16 protein-coding genes are annotated in these 15,511 nt (G+C 65.8%); 4 read left to right on the plus strand and 12 right to left on the minus strand.

Going from position 1 to position 15,511, the window contains the following annotated elements; translation table 11 throughout:
* Window positions 1–157: 157 nt before the first annotated feature.
* Entirely contained in the window at window positions 158–625 is a 468-nt protein-coding gene (locus tag BSQ44_RS18465; protein ID WP_072608152.1) for a MaoC family dehydratase, read from the plus strand.
* Window positions 622–1,089 (plus strand): MaoC family dehydratase, encoded by a 468-nt coding sequence (locus tag BSQ44_RS18470; protein WP_072606598.1) that lies wholly within the window; start codon window positions 622–624, stop codon window positions 1,087–1,089. Before BSQ44_RS18465 ends, BSQ44_RS18470 begins: the two co-directional genes overlap by 4 nt.
* A 51-nt stretch (window positions 1,090–1,140) precedes the next feature.
* On the opposite strand, the gene BSQ44_RS18475 is transcribed toward BSQ44_RS18470, so the two are convergent.
* From BSQ44_RS18475 to BSQ44_RS18485, 3 genes are all read right to left on the minus strand, one after another.
* On the minus strand, window positions 1,141–2,442 hold the full coding sequence (locus BSQ44_RS18475) for a TRAP transporter large permease (RefSeq protein ID WP_072606599.1): 1,302 nt from the start codon (window positions 2,440–2,442) through the stop codon (window positions 1,141–1,143).
* Entirely contained in the window at window positions 2,442–2,972 is a 531-nt protein-coding gene (locus BSQ44_RS18480) for a TRAP transporter small permease (RefSeq protein ID WP_083534809.1), read from the minus strand. The genes BSQ44_RS18475 and BSQ44_RS18480 overlap by 1 nt, the downstream gene beginning before the upstream one ends.
* 84 nt (window positions 2,973–3,056) lie before the next feature.
* Window positions 3,057–4,082 carry a TRAP transporter substrate-binding protein gene (locus tag BSQ44_RS18485; RefSeq protein WP_072606601.1) on the minus strand — a complete coding sequence of 342 codons (1,026 nt, stop codon included), beginning with the start codon at window positions 4,080–4,082 and terminating at the stop codon, window positions 3,057–3,059.
* Window positions 4,083–4,226: 144 nt separating this feature from the next.
* Here BSQ44_RS18485 and BSQ44_RS18490 point away from each other — a divergent pair, with 144 nt between their 5' ends.
* Both BSQ44_RS18490 and BSQ44_RS18495 read left to right on the plus strand, forming a co-directional pair.
* On the plus strand, window positions 4,227–4,715 hold the full coding sequence (locus BSQ44_RS18490; RefSeq protein WP_072608153.1) for a MarR family winged helix-turn-helix transcriptional regulator: 489 nt from the start codon (window positions 4,227–4,229) through the stop codon (window positions 4,713–4,715).
* A 97-nt stretch (window positions 4,716–4,812) separates the two neighbouring features.
* The gene (locus BSQ44_RS18495; RefSeq protein WP_072606602.1) at window positions 4,813–6,534 is read left to right on the plus strand and encodes a thiamine pyrophosphate-requiring protein; all 1,722 of its coding nucleotides are present in this window, start codon (window positions 4,813–4,815) and stop codon (window positions 6,532–6,534) included.
* 5 nt (window positions 6,535–6,539) lie between these two features.
* Here BSQ44_RS18495 and BSQ44_RS18500 read toward each other — a convergent pair whose 3' ends face one another.
* The 9 genes from BSQ44_RS18500 to BSQ44_RS18540 form a co-directional block, all read right to left on the minus strand.
* Window positions 6,540–7,658: an alpha-hydroxy-acid oxidizing protein gene (locus BSQ44_RS18500; RefSeq protein WP_072606603.1), complete on the minus strand. Its 1,119-nt coding sequence runs from the start codon at window positions 7,656–7,658 to the stop codon at window positions 6,540–6,542.
* A 99-nt stretch (window positions 7,659–7,757) separates the two neighbouring features.
* A complete protein-coding gene (locus BSQ44_RS18505; protein ID WP_072606604.1) occupies window positions 7,758–8,543 on the minus strand; it encodes a 2-keto-4-pentenoate hydratase in 786 nt (261 codons plus the stop codon).
* A 53-nt stretch (window positions 8,544–8,596) separates the two neighbouring features.
* The gene (gene argE, locus BSQ44_RS18510) at window positions 8,597–9,751 is read right to left on the minus strand and encodes an acetylornithine deacetylase (RefSeq protein ID WP_072606605.1); all 1,155 of its coding nucleotides are present in this window, start codon (window positions 9,749–9,751) and stop codon (window positions 8,597–8,599) included.
* Between the two features lie 51 nt (window positions 9,752–9,802).
* Entirely contained in the window at window positions 9,803–10,699 is an 897-nt protein-coding gene (locus BSQ44_RS18515; protein ID WP_072606606.1) for an amidohydrolase family protein, read from the minus strand.
* Between the two features lie 45 nt (window positions 10,700–10,744).
* Window positions 10,745–11,761, minus strand: coding sequence for a branched-chain amino acid ABC transporter permease (locus tag BSQ44_RS18520; RefSeq protein WP_072606607.1), 1,017 nt, complete (start codon window positions 11,759–11,761; stop codon window positions 10,745–10,747).
* Complete coding sequence (locus tag BSQ44_RS18525; protein ID WP_072606608.1) at window positions 11,758–12,636, minus strand: branched-chain amino acid ABC transporter permease; 879 nt, start codon at window positions 12,634–12,636, stop codon at window positions 11,758–11,760. The genes BSQ44_RS18520 and BSQ44_RS18525 overlap by 4 nt, the downstream gene beginning before the upstream one ends.
* Before the next feature lie 4 nt (window positions 12,637–12,640).
* Window positions 12,641–13,354, minus strand: coding sequence for an ABC transporter ATP-binding protein (locus BSQ44_RS18530; protein WP_072606609.1), 714 nt, complete (start codon window positions 13,352–13,354; stop codon window positions 12,641–12,643).
* Window positions 13,351–14,079: an ABC transporter ATP-binding protein gene (locus tag BSQ44_RS18535; RefSeq protein ID WP_072606610.1), complete on the minus strand. Its 729-nt coding sequence runs from the start codon at window positions 14,077–14,079 to the stop codon at window positions 13,351–13,353. Before BSQ44_RS18535 ends, BSQ44_RS18530 begins: the two co-directional genes overlap by 4 nt.
* Before the next feature lie 58 nt (window positions 14,080–14,137).
* The gene (locus BSQ44_RS18540) at window positions 14,138–15,403 is read right to left on the minus strand and encodes an ABC transporter substrate-binding protein (RefSeq protein WP_072606611.1); all 1,266 of its coding nucleotides are present in this window, start codon (window positions 15,401–15,403) and stop codon (window positions 14,138–14,140) included.
* Window positions 15,404–15,511: the final 108 nt, after the last annotated feature.

Consider the following 15,511-nt stretch of genomic DNA (forward strand, 5'->3'; position numbering starts at 1 on the left):
ACCAAGGCGGGCGACCTCTTCGGATTTCCTCGTCTTCGGTATGCCCAAGTCGAAACGACGGACTTGCCCCGCGACATGGTGATCAATGACCTCCAAGGTGCTTGCGCCGACCCGTCAAAACGGCCAGAAACCGTTCGACTTTGAACAGGTGCAGGCGATGACGGACAAGAAGTGGGCCTACGAGGATTTCGAGGTCGGGCGCTCGATCGATTTCGGGCCCCGCACCGTGGAAGCCGGGGAGATGATCGAGTTCGCCAGGGAGTTCGATCCGCAGCCGATGCATCTCGACGAGGCGGCTGGGAAAGAGAGCCTGCTCGGCGGGCTCGCAGCGTCGGGCCTCTTCACCACGTCGATCTTCATGAGCATGATGTGCGACGCCTATATTCTCGATTCCACGTCGCAGGGCTCGCCGGGCGTCGACTACGTGAACTTCCGCCGTCCGCTGCTGGCCGGCGATACCGTCCGGGGACGAACGACGGTGCTGTCGAAAAGGGCTTCCGCGTCCAAGCCGGGGCTCGGCTTCATCTCGGTCAAGCACGAACTGTTCAACCAGAACGACGAACTGGTCTGCGACATGGCCAATTCCGGCATGTTCCTGCTGCGCAAACCCGGAGCGGCGGCATGAGCATCGACAGGAGACTCGGCATAGGCGAGACCGTGACGCTCGGCAGCCACACCTTCGGCGCGGAGGAGATCAAGGCTTTCGCGCGCAAATACGATCCCCAGCGCTTCCATATCGACGAGGAGGAAGCCAGGAAAAGCGTCTTCAAGGCGCTCTGCGCCTCAGGATGGCACACGATCTCGATGTGGATGAAGTACAACGCGGCGACCTTTCCGGCTTCCGTGGAGCGCTCGAAGCAGTTCGGCGATCCGGTCGAGTTCGGCCCCGCCGCCGGCCTGCGCGATCTCAAGTGGCTGAAGCCGGTCTATGTCGGCGACACGATCACCTTCACACGGACGCCGCAATCGCACCGGGCGCTTGCCAGCCGCCCGGGCTGGCGCATGCTGACGATCGTCAACGAGGGCATCAACCAGAACGGCGACAAGGTGATGTCGTTCACCAGCATGGTCCTGGTCAAGGCCGCCTGAGGGCGGCCTGCGCCGTTAGGCGGCTGGCGGCGGCGCGCAAAGGTGCCGGCGTCACTGCATGGTGTTTGGCAGCCACATGACGACCCAGGGGAACGCGATGAGCAGCCCCAGGCGGATGATGTCGGTCGCCACGAACGGCAGCACCCCGCGATAGATGGTGGGCAGGCTGACGTCCCTGGCGAGCGTGTTGATGACGAAGACGTTCATGCCGATCGGCGGCGTGATGAGGCCGAGTTCCACGGTCATGACGATGATCACGCCGAACCAGATCGGGTCGAAGCCGAGCGCCAGGACGACGGGAAACAGGATCGGGATCATCAGGATGATCATGGCCATGGCGTCGAGCACGCAGCCGAGGACGAGCATGAAGGCCAGGATGAGCAGCAGCGTCGGATAAGGGCCGAGTTCCATGGCCAGCAGGAAGTTGGTGACCTTCTGCGGCGTCTGGGTGATGGTCAGAAAATAGCCGAACAGGATCGCCCCGATCAGAATCAGGAAGATGCCGGCGGTGACCTGGATGCTTTCGAGCAGGCTCTGGAACAGCCTGCGCCACCCCATCCTGCCGCGCACGACGCTGATGATGATGGCGCCCGCCGCACCCATTCCCGCCGCCTCAGACGGCGTGAACATGCCGCCGTAGATGCCGCCGATCACGAAGACGAACAGAAGCAGGATCGCCCACACTCCCCGCAGGGCGGCGAAGCGTTCGCTCCAGCCGGCCTTCTCGTGCGCCGGAATTCCGCCGCCGGAAAACGCCACGTAGAGGCGGACCGTGGCGAGATACATCAGGAGCGCCAGGATGCCGGGCACCAGTCCGGCGATGAAAAGCCGGCCGATGTCCTGCTCCGTCATGACGCCGTAGATGGCGAGCACGATCGAGGGCGGGATCAGGACGCCTAGCGTGCCCCCGCCGGCGATCGATCCGGTCGCGAGCGTATCCGGATAGCCGTAGCGCTTCATCTCCGGAAGCGCGACCTTCGCCATTGTGGCGGCCGTTGCGACGGAGGATCCGCAGATGGCGGAAAATCCGCCGCAGGCGACGATCGTCGCCATGGCGAGACCGCCGCGACGGTGGCCGAGGAAGGCGTTGGCCGCGCGATAGAGTTCCGCACTCATGCCCGATGCGGAGGCCACCGCGCCCATGAGGATGAACATCGGCACCAGGCCGAGCGAGTAATCGGTGACGGTGCGGATCGGCGACAGCGAGAGCAGATTCAGGGCCGGCGTCCAGGAACTCAGGAGCCCGAAGCCCCCTACCCCGACGATGCCCATCGCGACGCCGATCGGCACGCGCAGAAGGAGCAGCAGGAAGAGAACGACGAAGCCGCCAATCGCGATGACGTCGTTGGTCATCATCGTTCGATACCCGGTGCGGCGTCGCGGAAGGTCGCTATGGCGCGCAGGATCCGGGCGACGAGCACGAGGAAGCAGAACGCGATACCGAGCCACGCCAACGCGTTGAACGGCCAGACCGGGATCGCCATTTCGAAGGTCGTGAGGCCGGAATCCCGCACCTTGTCGACCTGCCGGTACAGCATCCAGGCGAGCGCGCCGACGAAGCCCGCGAAGACAATGTCGGCGAAGATGTCGAGGATCTTCTGGACGGTCCGCGGCATCACCTGCCACAGGAGGTCGACCTGGATGTGCTCGTTGCGCCAGGCCGCGGCCGCGATGCCCCAGAAAATCGCCACGCCGAGCAACAGGCGGCTGACGTCGAACGAACCGGGGAACGGCAGGTTGAAGACATAGCGCAGGAGCACGGCGGTGAAGGTCAGCGCCGTGATGATCGCGAGGAAGATCGCGGCTGCAGCGTCGACGAAGGCCGACACCCTGCTGATGACCCGCTCGAAACCGCCCATTTCCCGATCCGGTCTGGATGTCATGGAAGGAACCTCACCAGCGCGATATGCACGCAAAGGTCCATGAATGGTGACGTGCGCCGGCCCGGCCGGCGCACGTCACGGTTCTCAGTAGGCGGCGCCGCGGCTCTCGAGTTCCGAGGTCAGGCCATCCATGGCGGCCTTGGCATCGACGCCGGCAGCGGTGACTTTCTCGGCCCACTGGTCGCGCAGCGGCTGTGCCGCCTCGCGCCAGGCAGCGACGTCTTCCTCGGAGGGCACGATCATCTCGTGTCCTTCCATTGCGGCGATCTTTTCGCGGCCGCTGTCCTCGTTATCGGCCCACCCGGAGGCGACCCGTTCTGCCCACTCGCTGTTGCAGTGGTCGTCGATCACCTTCTGCTGGCTCTCCGACATCGATGCGAACTTGTCCTTGTTCATCACCCAGGCGAAGGTCGTCGCGTAGAGCGGCATGTCGAGGTGATAGTTCACCGCCTTGTCGATGCCGAAGATGAGGATCGAGTTCCACGGGAAGGTGATGGCGTCCGCCACGCCCCTTTCCAACGCATCCCTTGATTCAGGCGCGGAGACCTGCGCGTTCTGGCCGCCCAGAAGCGTGACGAAACTCGCCATGGTGGCATGCGCCGGCCGCACCTTCATGCCTTCGACGTCGCCCGGCGCCTTGATCGGCTGCTTGGAGTGGAAGGTGCCCGGCGAGTGGAAGTGCACGAGGCACACCTTCACTTCGGCCATTTCCTTCTCGGAATACTGCCGGTACCAAGCGTCCAGGCCCGCGGATCCGCCCTTGGCGTTGCTGATCAGGAACGGCAGTTCGCCCGCGGCGATGACCGGGAATCGGCCGGGCTGGTAGCCGGGATTGATGAAGGCGATGTCGGCGATGCCGTCGCGGGCCATGTCGTAGTGGTCCGCCGCCTGGCCGAGCTGCTGGGCGGGATAGATGGTGACGTTGATCGAGCCGCCCGACGCTTCCTTGACCGATTCAGCCCATTCCGTCATGCCGTGAACCTGCAGCGGATGCTGCGGCGGCACCCAGTGGGCCAGCCGCAGTTCGACCGGAGCGTCCTGAGCCAGTGCTGCCCCCGACAGGAGCGCGAATGCCGCGACCGTCGTGGCGAGAATGCGATTGCGAAACATTTTCTTTCCTCCCTTTCAGATGAACGAACCGCCGCTTGACGCGTCTTGCCAGGCGCCGACCTCCACGCGGGAGCCTATGTCCGCAGGCTGGTCCGCGCAAGATGATAGTTTGGCTCCAAACTGCATATGGCCTATGATCCATCCATGAAGAGCGTCGCCAAACACGGATCGGAAGAGGTGCAATCGGCCGGCGCAGCCTCCCGGGAGGTGCGTCTCGGTAACCTCGAAACTTACATCGGCTACCACCTCCGGCTGGCCCAGAACGCGTCCTTTCGCGCCTTCCAGCGCAAGTCCGGGCGGGCCGACCTGCGCCCCGGCTGGTACGCCGTGCTGAGCCTGATCGGGGACAATCCGGGCATCACGCCCATGGCGTTGAGCCGCGCCGCCGGGCGCGACAAGTCCACGCTGACGCCCGTCCTGCGCGACCTGACCCGGCACGATTACGTCGCCTCGACGCCGCATCCCGGCGACCGCCGCAGCTACGGGCTCAGCCTGACCGAACTCGGACGCCAGCGCCTTGCGGAACTGGCGGACAAGGCGGCCGAGCACGACCGGGTTCTCGACGAGATCGCGGGCGAGGACAAGGAGAAGCTGATCACGCTGTTGCGGCGCATCACCGAGGAACTCGCCTGAGCTTCTCTTGCGTAGTCGGCGAGATGATGTTTGATTCCAAACTAGATCGACGGAAACCGCGCGCCCCTGCGAAAGGACGCGCGGGTGGGAGGAAGAGATGCTCGACAGGTCGGCAGGCATCGACAGCGACAGTGGCGTGGTGACGGCAGGTGCGGCCCTGTTTACACGGCTCAAGGCGCTGGGCGTAGACTACGTCTTCTGCAATTCGGGCACCGACTTCCCGCCCATCATCGAAGGTCTGGCCGAGGCCGCCGCCAAGGACGTCGACCTGCCAGAGGCAATCGTCATCCCGCACGAGCATGCAGCGCTCGGGATGGCGCATGGCTACTACCTGGCCACGGGCGAAGCGCAGGCAGTGATCCTGCACACCAATGTCGGGCTGGCCAACGGCTCCATCGGCGCGATCAACGCCGCGACCGACCAGATACCGATGATCCTGATGTCGGGGCGCACGCCGGTGATGGAAAAGGGCCGGTTCGGCGCACGTACGGTACCGATCGGCTGGGGACAGGAAATGCGTGACCAGACGGCGCTGGTGCGCGAGGCATGCAAGTGGGACTACGAGCTGCGCTTTCCCGAACAGATCGGGCCGCTACTCGACCGAGCCCATGCCATCGCAAATTCCAGCCCTAAGGCGCCGGTGTACCTCAGCCTGCCGCGCGAGGTGTTGTGCGAGACGGTCCCCTCGGACGGGCTGCTGGATGGGCCCTCGATGCGGCCGGTCTCGAGTTCGGCAAGTACGGCGGACATCGAAAGGACCGCCCGCCTGCTTGCCGAGGCGCGCTCGCCGCTGATCATCGCCCAGCGCGGCGCCGGCTCGGAAGCGGGGTTTGCCGCGCTGACCAAGCTCGCCGCGGACTGGTCGATCCCGGTGTGCCAGTGGTGGGCTGTCGCCACAGCGATCGCCACGGATCATCCCTGCTATGTCGGCGCCGATCCGCTCCCATGGATCGGCGAGGCCGACGTCATCCTCGTCATCGACAGCCTCGCGCCCTGGTGGCCCGACATGCATGTGCCGGCCGCCGATGCGAAGGTCGTGCATCTCGGTCCCGACCCGCTTTTTTCGCGCTTTCCGGTGCGTACATTCCGCTCCGACCTGTCGATCGGCTGCGAGACCGGCGAAGGCCTGGTACGGCTGGAGCAGGCCATGCGCGAGCGGCTTTCCCGGCAGGTCGGCGCGCGCATGCGCCGGCGCGAGCTGCTCGAAAAGCGGATCCCTGCCATCCGCGCAAAGACCAAGGACGCGGCGGCGGCCAGCCATCCGATGACCAAGGCCTTCGTGTCAAAATGCCTATCGGACGCGATCGCCGGCATGGACGCGACCGTGCTTTCGGAACTCGGCTGCCCGCTCGATCCGATCGTGCTGAAGCGCCACGGGTCATGGCGCCAGGAGCCGCATTCGGGCGGGCTGGGATGGTCCTTCCCCTGTGCGCTCGGCATGCAGCTTGCCGACCGGGAAAAGCTGATCGTCGCCACAATGGGCGACGGCTCCTACATGTTCGCAAACCCGGTCGCCTGCCACCAGATCGCGGAGGCGCTGGAGCTCCCCTTGCTGATCGTGGTGCTCAACAACACCGAATGGGCGGCGGTGCGGCATTCGGTGGCGGGGCTCTATCCGGACGGCTATGCCGCGCGCGCCAACAGGATGCCGCTGACCTCGCTGCAGCCGAGCCCTGATTTCGTCAAGATCGCCGAGGCGAGCCGGGCCTGGGCCGTGAAGGTCGACACCGCCGACGCGTTGCCGCGGGCGCTGGAGGATGCAATCCGCCACATACAGGAGAAGCGGAGCCTGGCCTTGGTCGAGGTGACGATCGGCTGACTGCCTCAGGCGAGAAAGTCGCGCGACAGGTCTTCGGCGCGGGGGCAGCCGATCAGCGCGAGCGTGTTGTCCATCTCGGCCTGGAAGATCCGGATGACCTCGTCGACGCCGGCCTCCCCGCGCGCGGCGAGGCCATAGAGCGGCGCGCGGCCGAGCAGCACCCCGTTCGCGCCCAGCGCGAGCGCCTTGACCACGTCGGCACCCCGGCGGAAGCCGCCGTCGACCAGCATCATCTTGCCCTCGGGCGCGGTGACGGAGGCGAGGACGTCGATGGGTGCCGGCGTGTCCTCCACCTGCCGTCCGCCATGGTTGGAAATCACCACCCCGTCGGCCCCGCACGCGAAGCAGCGCTCGGCATCCTCGGCACGCATGATGCCCTTGACCAGCAGCCGGTGCGGCCAGCGCGCCCGCAGCGCTTCCAGATCGTCCCACGAGAAGCTCGCGTCCATCTGGCGCAGCATGAGCAGCGCCTGCGAGGAAGCGTCCTTTGCCTGGGCACTAACGAGGTTTCCGAACTGCGGCAGGCCGTGCTTCAGCTGGGAAAGGGACCATGCCGGCCGCACGGCGCAGCCGGCGACGAAGCCGGGAGTCATCCTGAACGGAATGCCGAAGCCGTTGCGGACGTCGCGCTCGCGGCGGCCGCTGACGGCGACGTCGACGGTGAGCACCAGGGTGTGGAAGCCGGCATCAAGCGCGCGTCGGGTCAGGCTGTCCGCGAGGTCGCGGTTCAGCACGTAGAGCTGGAACCACTTCTCCCCGTCCGACGCGCGGGCGACCTCCTCGATGGAACTCGTCGAGGCGGTGGACAGGACGAAGGGCACCCCGGCGCGCGCGGCGGCGCGGGCGAGCATGAGGTCGGCGCCGGGACGCACCGAACCGCTGAGGCCCGTCGGGCCGATGACCAGTGGCAGAGGCAGGCGGCGGTCGAAGAACGGCACGGAGAGATCGCGGCTGCTGACGTCGGCCAGCGCATGCGGCGAGAGCAGGATCCGTTCAAGAGCGGCGCGGTTGCGCGCCACGCCGCGTTCATCGCCGGCCCCGCCTTCGACATAGTCGAACACCGCCCGCGGTAGCCGGCGCGCGGCGATCCGGCGATAGTCCTCGACGCTGACCGGCCTTCCCATGATGCCCCCTCTACGCTTCGGGCCCGAGATGAACAACAGTTGCAGTCGCCGATCAACAGCGCATCTGCCGCTTCCGGTGCAATACGGGCGGGACGGCGCCTACGGCACCACCGAGACGTCGACCGATCCGAGGCCGGAGACGGTAAACCGGTAGGATTGCGGCTCGGTCGGAAACTGCGTCGTGACGAGGCTGCCGGTCATCACCAAGTCGCCCTTCCGCAACCCTTCGCCACGCCGGCACAAATGGTTGGCGAGCCAGGTGAACGGCACCAGCGGTCCGCCGAGTGCGTCGCGCCCGTGGCCGCGATCGATCTCGACACCGCCCGCCGCGATCACCGCCTCGCAGGCCGCGAGGTCCGGGATGGAGGTGACCCGGTCGCCGAGCACGACGCCGGCATTCCACGAATTGTCGGCAACCAGCGAGAGTACGTCGAGCGTGGCGTAGTCGCAGCTCCGGTCGTCGACGATCTCGACGGCCGCCGCCACGGCGCCGATCGCCGCGGCCGCCTCATCCTCCGTATAGTCCCGTCCGATCGGCGGCAGGTCCTTGCCCGCGATGACGCAGATCTCGAATTCCAGGCCTATTCGGCCGAAGAACGAGAGTCGCAGCTCCACGCCCGACCCGTGGACCCGACCGTCGAGGACGACGCCGGCGACCGGCGTGTCGATCCGGCACATCTCCTGCATGCGCTTCGAGGTAAGACCGACCTTGTAGCCGGCGGGCCGCGCGTCAGAGGCCCGTCGCAGCCGCGCGACGTAGGCGTCCTGGACCGCATAGGCCGCATCGAGGTCGGCGATGTCGAAATCGGCGGCGAAGGGCACGAAGCGCCGTCCGCCAGTGTGTTCGGCCACGAGATAGTCGGCCGCCCGATCGTTCCGGTCCATTCGTCCCCTCCCCTGACGGCGCCTCCGCGCCGGTTGTCTCTCCCGACCGAGCCTCAGGCCGCCAGCTGGCGGCCGAGCCCGTCGAGGAACGTCATGCAGTCGGCCAGTTCGCTCTCGGCGATGTATTCGTCGGGCTTGTGGGCCTGGTCGATGTTGCCCGGGCCGCAGATCACGGTCGCCATCCCGACTTCCTGGAAGAAACCCGCCTCCGAACCGTAGGGCACCGTCATGCTGTCCGACTTGCCCGTGAGTTTCTGACCGAGCCGTTCGGCTGCATTGCCTTCCGTGTGCACCAGCGGCGGCACGTCGTAGGCGATCACGGTCTTTACGGCAGCCTCGGGCTGGCGCTTGCGCATTTCCGGCAGCAGCTCCTCCTGGACGAAACGCTCGGCCTCCGCCCAGATCTCTTCCTTGATGCCGGGCCGCGTGGCACGGATGTCCCATTCGAAGCTGCAGGTGCCGGCGACCGTGTTGCGCGACATGCCGCCCCGAATGGTGCCGACGCTGATCGTGGTGTAGGGCGGGTCGAAAGGTGCCGCTTCAGCCGGATCGGCGGCGATGCGGGCCTGCTGCCGGCTGAGCATCTGCATGAACTCCGACGCCGCCAGGATGGCATTGACGCCGAGATGCGGCTGCGCGGAATGGCAGGCGAGGCCGGTGATGTCGGTGCGCAGGCCGCAGCTTCCCTTGTGGCCGTTGACGATCGACATCAGGCTCGGCTCGCCGATGAAGGCCATTTCCGGACGTGGACCCTTCTGCATAATGCGCTCAACGATCGCCGGCACCCCGAGGCAGCCGACCTCCTCGTCGTAGGACAGCGCGAAATGGACCGGCCTCGCGAGGTCGGCGGCCACCAAATCTGGAACGGCGGCGAGCGCGCAGGCGAGATAGCCCTTCATGTCGGTGGTGCCGCGTCCGTAGACCTTTCCGTCCCGGACCGACAGCTTGAAGGGATCCGAACTCCAGTCCTGGCCATCGACCGGCACGACGTCGGTGTGGCCGCTGAGCACGATGCCGGCCCGGTCCACGGGACCGATGGTAGCGAGCAGGTTCGCCTTTGTCCCGGTCTCGTCGTAGAGGACTTCCGCCTCGACCCCCTGCTCGGCGAAATAGGCCTTGACCCAATCGATGAGCTGCAGATTGGAGTTGCGGCTGACGGTGTCGAAGCCGACCAGCCGTTCGAGGATGTCGAGATGGGAATTCGGCATGCGGAGCGTTCTTTCGTCGTTGGTCTCGGTTTCGCGGGCGTGGCCCGGCTTCTACATGCGATAGACAGTCTTGGCGTTGTCGTGGAACAGCTTGCGCTGCTCGTCGGCGCTCATGGACGAGACCGCTTCCTTGAACCGGCTGTAGATCTCGTCGAAATCCATCTGGATCCTCGACACGGGATAGTCGCTGCCGAACATCGCCCGGTCGGCGCCGAAGCAGTCGATGCAGTGCAGAACCACGTGGCGAAAACTCTCGTCGGTAGCCTGCGGATCGTAGGCGCCGAGATTGGAAATCTTGAGCCGGGTGTTGGGCGCGGTGGCGACCTTGCGCAGTCCGTCGCGCCAACGCTGCATGCCTTCCTCGTCCCGGTCGATAGGGCTGCCGCAGTGGTTGATGACGATGGTGAGGTCGGCAAGGCTGCTGGCCAGTTCGACCACGTCGTCGGCCTGGTAGGGATACATCATCAATTCGAGATTGAGCCCGTGTTTGGCCAAGAGCTCGACGTTGCCGCGCCAGATCGGGTCCTTGGCGAGGTGCGGGTTCTCCACGAAGCTCTTGGACGCGTCGGGATGCGAACTGAGGATGCCGCGGATGCCAACCATCCGGTCGAACGCGGCCTGGCGCGCGATGACCTCGGCCGCCTGGTCGGTCTGGAGCGCCGCGCCACCGACATAGCGGATCGCCACGCCCTGATTCTTATCCAGCGTTTCCAGCCATTCCGTCTCGCCGACGGGATCGCCGTCCCATAGCGCCTCGATGTGGACGCTGGCGACGACGTTGTGCTTTGCCGTCGCGCTGACGTAATCCTCCACGACGAAATCATTGGCGATGCTTGCAAGACCCGGGATGGCGCCGGCGATGGGGCCGTTCGGATCGAGCCAGGGGTGCTTGCCCATCGAGATGTCCCAGAGGTGATGGTGCGGGTCGATGATTGGTCCGTCGTACATGGATATCTCCTCGAATGCGCGAATGGGGACGAGCGATGCGACCGCTCAGGTCTCGACCGGTTCGCTGGAAGCCGCTCTCCCGCTTTTGGCCGTTGGCTGGCGGCGCGTCGGCATCGCGGCCCGCAGCAGCCCCATCAGTCCGCCCGGATAAGCGAGCATGACGACGACGATCAGGACGGCGATCAGCATGGGTCGCCAGGGTCCGAGATTGGCAAGCATCTCGGAGGCCACGACCAGCAGCGCTGCCGCCACAACGGAACCGTAGATGGTGCCGATGCCGCCGAGGAGCACGATGCTAAGGATCAGCGTCGTCAGGCTGAGCCCGAAGACGTCCGTCGCGGCTGTGCGCAGATAGGCACCGTAGAAGGCGCCGGCGTAACCGGCGACGAGCGAACTGACGAGAAGGGTCAGCAGACGCTGGCGCGCGAGCGAGATGCCGCGGCTGGTCGCATATTCCTCGTTGTCGCGCAGGGCAACGACGCTGAGCCCCGCCTTCGAGCGCACGAAGACACGCAGCGCGACGAGCCCGAGTACCAAAAGCGTCAGCGCCATGTAGTAGTGCCCGATCTTGCCGTCGCGGATGAGGTTGTGACCGGCGATGGGGAGCGTGGGGATGCGCACGATGCCGAGCGTGCCGCCTGTGATGTCGGACTGGCTGACGATGAGCGTCATCACCAGCTGGCTGAATCCGAAGGTGACGAGCACGATGTAGATGCCCTTCAGCCGAAGGATCGGCAGCGACATCAGGACGGCCGCCAGCCCCGACAGCCCGCCCGCCAGCACGAAGGCGAGCCAGGGATTGAGGTCGAGCTGCTTGGTCAGGATCGCGTAGCCGTAGAGCCCGATGCCGAACAGCGCCATGTGGCCGAAGTTGAAGATGCCCGCATAGCCCAGGCTCACATCCCAGCTCGCCGCGGCGAGCGCGTAGATGAAGATGATGATGAGCATGTGGCGCGTGTAGGTGTCGCCGAAGACGGCCGGCAGCATGGCAAGCACCAGCGTGCCGACGGCAAGCGCCAGCGCCTCGGCACGCCACGACCATTTGTTGCGGTTGTAGGTCATGACAGGCGCCGGGTCGGTGTTGAGAGGAGGCCTTCGGGCCTGATCATCAGGGTGGTGATAAGGACCAGGAACAGGATCGCCGGAGTCCAGTAGAGGCCGAAATAATAGGAACTGGCCGCTTCGATGAAGCCGATGATGAAGGCCGCGAGGATCGGTCCCGAGATGGTCGCGACGCCGCCGAATATGACGACGACCATGGCCTTCAGGAGCGGATCGGAGCCCATGACCGGGGACATGAACTTGAAGCCGCCAAGAAAGATGCCTGCGAGCGCGGCGAGACCGGCCGAGAGCGCGAAGGCGATGCCGTAGAGTGCCTTGAGATTGAGCCCGACGAGTTGGCTCGCCTCCTCGTTCTGCGCCACGGCCCGCAGTTGCAGCCCGAAGCGGGTCTTGTGCAGGAGGTACCAGATGGCGGCCAGGATGAAGGGGGAGATCAGGATGATCGCGAGCTGGTGCGCCGATACGATGAGGCCGGGAAGGTTGACCGTGCCTTCCACCAGCGGCGGCAGCTGCTTGGGCCGCGGCCCCCACAGTTCCAGCGCGCCGTTCTCGAAGAAGGAGGCGGCAGACAGCGTCATGATGACGACCATCAGGACGATGTCGTCACGCCCGATGAAGGGCCGGATCAGCGAGACCTGCAGGCCCCAGCCGATGAGACCCGACGCGGCGACGCCGAGGAACAGCCCGAGCGGCAGGGGAAGCCCGAGATAGTCCACCGCCGACCACGTGGCGTAGGCTCCGATCATCATCAGCGCGCCGTGGGCGAAGTTGAACACGCCGATCGTCGTCCAGATCAGCGCCAGCCCGACCGCCATGATGGCGTAGAGGGAGCCCTGGAACAGGCCGCTGAAGATGATGTCGCCGGTCGCTCCCATCGCCTCAGTGCCCGAAATACATTTGCATGATGTCCTCGTGTCCGAGCGGATGCTCGGAATCGATCGAGCGCTCGACGACGCCATGACTGACGAGGAAGAGCCGGCTGGTCAGATCGAGCAGGAACTCGACGTCCTGCTCCACCACGATGAGCGGCACGCCCTCGGCGGAGATCTTGTGGATGGCGACGGCGAGTTCCTCCTTGATCTTCGGCGCGAGGCCGAGCGTCGGCTCGTCGAGGAGGAGCAGCCGCGGATGGTTCATCATGGCCATGCCGATCGACAGCATCTGGCGCTCGCCGCCGGAAAGGGTCGAGACCCGCTGGCGCCAGCGCTCGCGCAGCTTGGGGAAGATGGCGAGCACCTGTTCCTGGTTCTTCGCCTGCTCCGGCCGCGCCTCCTTGCGCTGCGCGCCAAGGGCCAGCGTCTCGCCGACGGTGAGTTCGGGAAACAGCCGGCTGCCCTGCGGCACGTGGATCAGGCCCATCTCGACGATGCGGCGGGGCGAGAGATTGGCGATCTCCTGGCCGAGGAAACGGATCGAGCCGGACCAGCAGCGCAGCAAACCGGAGACCGCCCGCAGCAGCGTCGTCTTGCCGTGGCCGTTGGGGCCGAACAGTCCGATGTTGGCGCCTTCCTGCAACTCGACGGAAAGGCCGTGCAGCACCTTCACGCGGCCGTAGCCGGTCTCGACGCCTTCGATCTCGATCAGTGCCGTCATGAGTCGTGCCTCCTGGAGCCGAGATAGGCTTCGACCACCCGCGGATCGCGCATCACCTCATCGGGGAGCCCGAGCGTCAGGATCTGTCCCTGGTTCAGCACCAGGAGCCGCTGCGAGAGGCTCATCAGGAAGGTCAGGATGTGCTCCGTCAGGACGATGGTGATGCCGCGCTCGGCGATACGCCGGACGAGAAGGATGAAGGCGTCGACCTCGGGCTTGGTGAGGCCGGCGGCGGGCTCGTCGAGAAGCAGCATGCGCGGCTGCATGGCAAGCGCGGCGGCCAGCATCAGAGCCTTGCGGTCGTAGACGGAAAGTTCGTTGGACGGGCGACCCCAGTGTTCGCGGTCGAGCCCGACGAACGTAAGCGCTTCCGCCACGGTGTCGTCGCCGGAGCCCGAGCCATGGCCATAGGCGGCGCCGAGCACCGCGTTTTCCCACACGCTCAGGCTTTCGAAGCTGGTCTCGCGCTGGAAGGATCGGGCGAGCCCGAGCCTTGCGATGCGGTGGCCCGACATGGCGTGGATTTCGACGCCGTCGAAGGAAATGCGGCCGCGGTCGGGACCGAAGGGGATGCCGGTCAGGATGTTGAACAGCGTGCTCTTGCCGCTGCCGTTGGGGCCGGCGAGGCCGAAGATCTCTCCGGCTTCGACGGTGAACGAAACGTCGTCCACCGCCTTCAGGGCGCCAAAGGATTTGGACACGCCTTCGACTACGAGCAGGGCCAAATTTTCTCTCCAGTCCGGCTGTCGGGCCGCCCCGGCGGGGTGCGCCGGGGCGGATCGACTACTCGTCCATCTTCATGAAGGGCGGCAGCTGGAACTCGCCGGTGGCGTACTGTTCCGGACGGATCAGCACGCGCTCGCCATTCTGGATCTGGTAGAACTGGATCGGGAAGTACTCGTCGCCCTGCTTGGCGAGGTGCGTCTCGGGATCGAATTCGAGGCGACCTTCCGCGACCTGCTTGGAGGTCTCGCCGATCGCCTTGCCGATGGCTTCGTGATCGGTCGGATCGCCGACCTTGTCGACAGCGTCGAAGTAGACGTTGAGCATCTCGTAGATGCCGATGCCGTAGGTGCCGCTCTCGACGCCGTACTTCTCCTTGAACTTGTCGTTCAGTTCCGCCGCCCGCGGGTTCTTCGGCGTGTTGAGCACGCCGCCGAGGAGATCGTAGAGCACGCCGTTCGAGTTCTCGCCGGTCAGTTCGACGAATTCCGGCACGCTCGGCGCGTACTGGAGGAACACGAGGCTGTCGGTCGGGTCTTCCATGAACTGGTTCATGAAGGAAGCCGAGTTGGCCGGCAGGTAGTCGAGGTTGATGACCAGGTCCGGCGGGTCCTGACGGACCTTCGCCAGGATGGTGCGCCAGTCGTTTACCTCGCCGAACGGGACGACCTCGTCGACCGTGATGTCCCAGCCATTGTCGGTGAACTGCTTCACCATGCCGTCGTGGATGGTGTTGGAATAGGCGTTGTCCGACGAGATGAGCGCGACCTTCTTGTTCGGCAGTTCGATCTTGCCTTCCGCGGCCAGGTCTTCGGCGAGCAGGGTCACGTCGGTATTGTAGGCGTCGAAGGAGGGCGTCAGCGACCAGCAGCACCAGTAGGCGTCCGGATCGGGCGAGATGATGCCGGCGGTCTGGCCGGAGGGGCCGGCCAGCATGTAGGGCATGTCGGCCTCGCGCATGTCGTCGATCTCAAAGCCGGTCAGGCTGGCGTAGCCGGCGAGGACGAAATGCACGTCAGAATCGGAAAGCACACGCTCGACGGCGAGAGCGACGTCGCCCGCCGCACCGTCCTTGGTGTCGCCGATGACCAGTTCGAAGGTGTCGCCGTTGACGCCGCCGGCCGCGTTCATGTCCTCGATCGCCATCTCGGCACCGCGGACGATCTCCTGCCCGTCGGCGCTGCTGGCGCCGGTGAGCTGCACCAGAAGGCCGACCTTGACGGTGTCGGCCAAGGAAGGCGTCGCCGCCGCCAGCGAGACGAGCGCCGCCGATGTGAGCAGGGCGCCGCGGAAGGCGCGCGAACCCCTTGCGAAATCTCGGTTCATGTCATTCCCCTTTTGGAGTTGTTGTCGTCGTCGGCTCCAACCGATCACACGTATCGCGACGGATAGTGACGGGCTCGGCGGGCATGGTCTTGCGTCAAACGGACCGCC

Source organism: Aquibium oceanicum (assembly GCF_001889605.1).
GTDB classification, from domain to species: domain Bacteria; phylum Pseudomonadota; class Alphaproteobacteria; order Rhizobiales; family Rhizobiaceae; genus Aquibium; species Aquibium oceanicum.

What these genes read in the sequence shown, in the direction of transcription:
- BSQ44_RS18465 (WP_072608152.1), top strand. Translation starts at nt 158, where the DNA reads ATGACGGACAAGAAGTGGGCCTACGAGGATTTCGAGGTCGGGCGCTCG.
- BSQ44_RS18470 (WP_072606598.1), top strand. Translation starts at nt 622, where the DNA reads ATGAGCATCGACAGGAGACTCGGCATAGGCGAGACCGTGACGCTCGGC.
- BSQ44_RS18475 (WP_072606599.1), bottom strand. Translation starts at nt 2,442, where the DNA reads ATGACCAACGACGTCATCGCGATTGGCGGCTTCGTCGTTCTCTTCCTG.
- BSQ44_RS18480 (WP_083534809.1), bottom strand. Translation starts at nt 2,972, where the DNA reads ATGACATCCAGACCGGATCGGGAAATGGGCGGTTTCGAGCGGGTCATC.
- BSQ44_RS18485 (WP_072606601.1), bottom strand. Translation starts at nt 4,082, where the DNA reads ATGTTTCGCAATCGCATTCTCGCCACGACGGTCGCGGCATTCGCGCTC.
- BSQ44_RS18490 (WP_072608153.1), top strand. Translation starts at nt 4,227, where the DNA reads ATGAAGAGCGTCGCCAAACACGGATCGGAAGAGGTGCAATCGGCCGGC.
- BSQ44_RS18495 (WP_072606602.1), top strand. Translation starts at nt 4,813, where the DNA reads ATGCTCGACAGGTCGGCAGGCATCGACAGCGACAGTGGCGTGGTGACG.
- BSQ44_RS18500 (WP_072606603.1), bottom strand. Translation starts at nt 7,658, where the DNA reads ATGGGAAGGCCGGTCAGCGTCGAGGACTATCGCCGGATCGCCGCGCGC.
- BSQ44_RS18505 (WP_072606604.1), bottom strand. Translation starts at nt 8,543, where the DNA reads ATGGACCGGAACGATCGGGCGGCCGACTATCTCGTGGCCGAACACACT.
- argE (WP_072606605.1), bottom strand. Translation starts at nt 9,751, where the DNA reads ATGCCGAATTCCCATCTCGACATCCTCGAACGGCTGGTCGGCTTCGAC.
- BSQ44_RS18515 (WP_072606606.1), bottom strand. Translation starts at nt 10,699, where the DNA reads ATGTACGACGGACCAATCATCGACCCGCACCATCACCTCTGGGACATC.
- BSQ44_RS18520 (WP_072606607.1), bottom strand. Translation starts at nt 11,761, where the DNA reads ATGACCTACAACCGCAACAAATGGTCGTGGCGTGCCGAGGCGCTGGCG.
- BSQ44_RS18525 (WP_072606608.1), bottom strand. Translation starts at nt 12,636, where the DNA reads ATGGGAGCGACCGGCGACATCATCTTCAGCGGCCTGTTCCAGGGCTCC.
- BSQ44_RS18530 (WP_072606609.1), bottom strand. Translation starts at nt 13,354, where the DNA reads ATGACGGCACTGATCGAGATCGAAGGCGTCGAGACCGGCTACGGCCGC.
- BSQ44_RS18540 (WP_072606611.1), bottom strand. Translation starts at nt 15,403, where the DNA reads ATGAACCGAGATTTCGCAAGGGGTTCGCGCGCCTTCCGCGGCGCCCTG.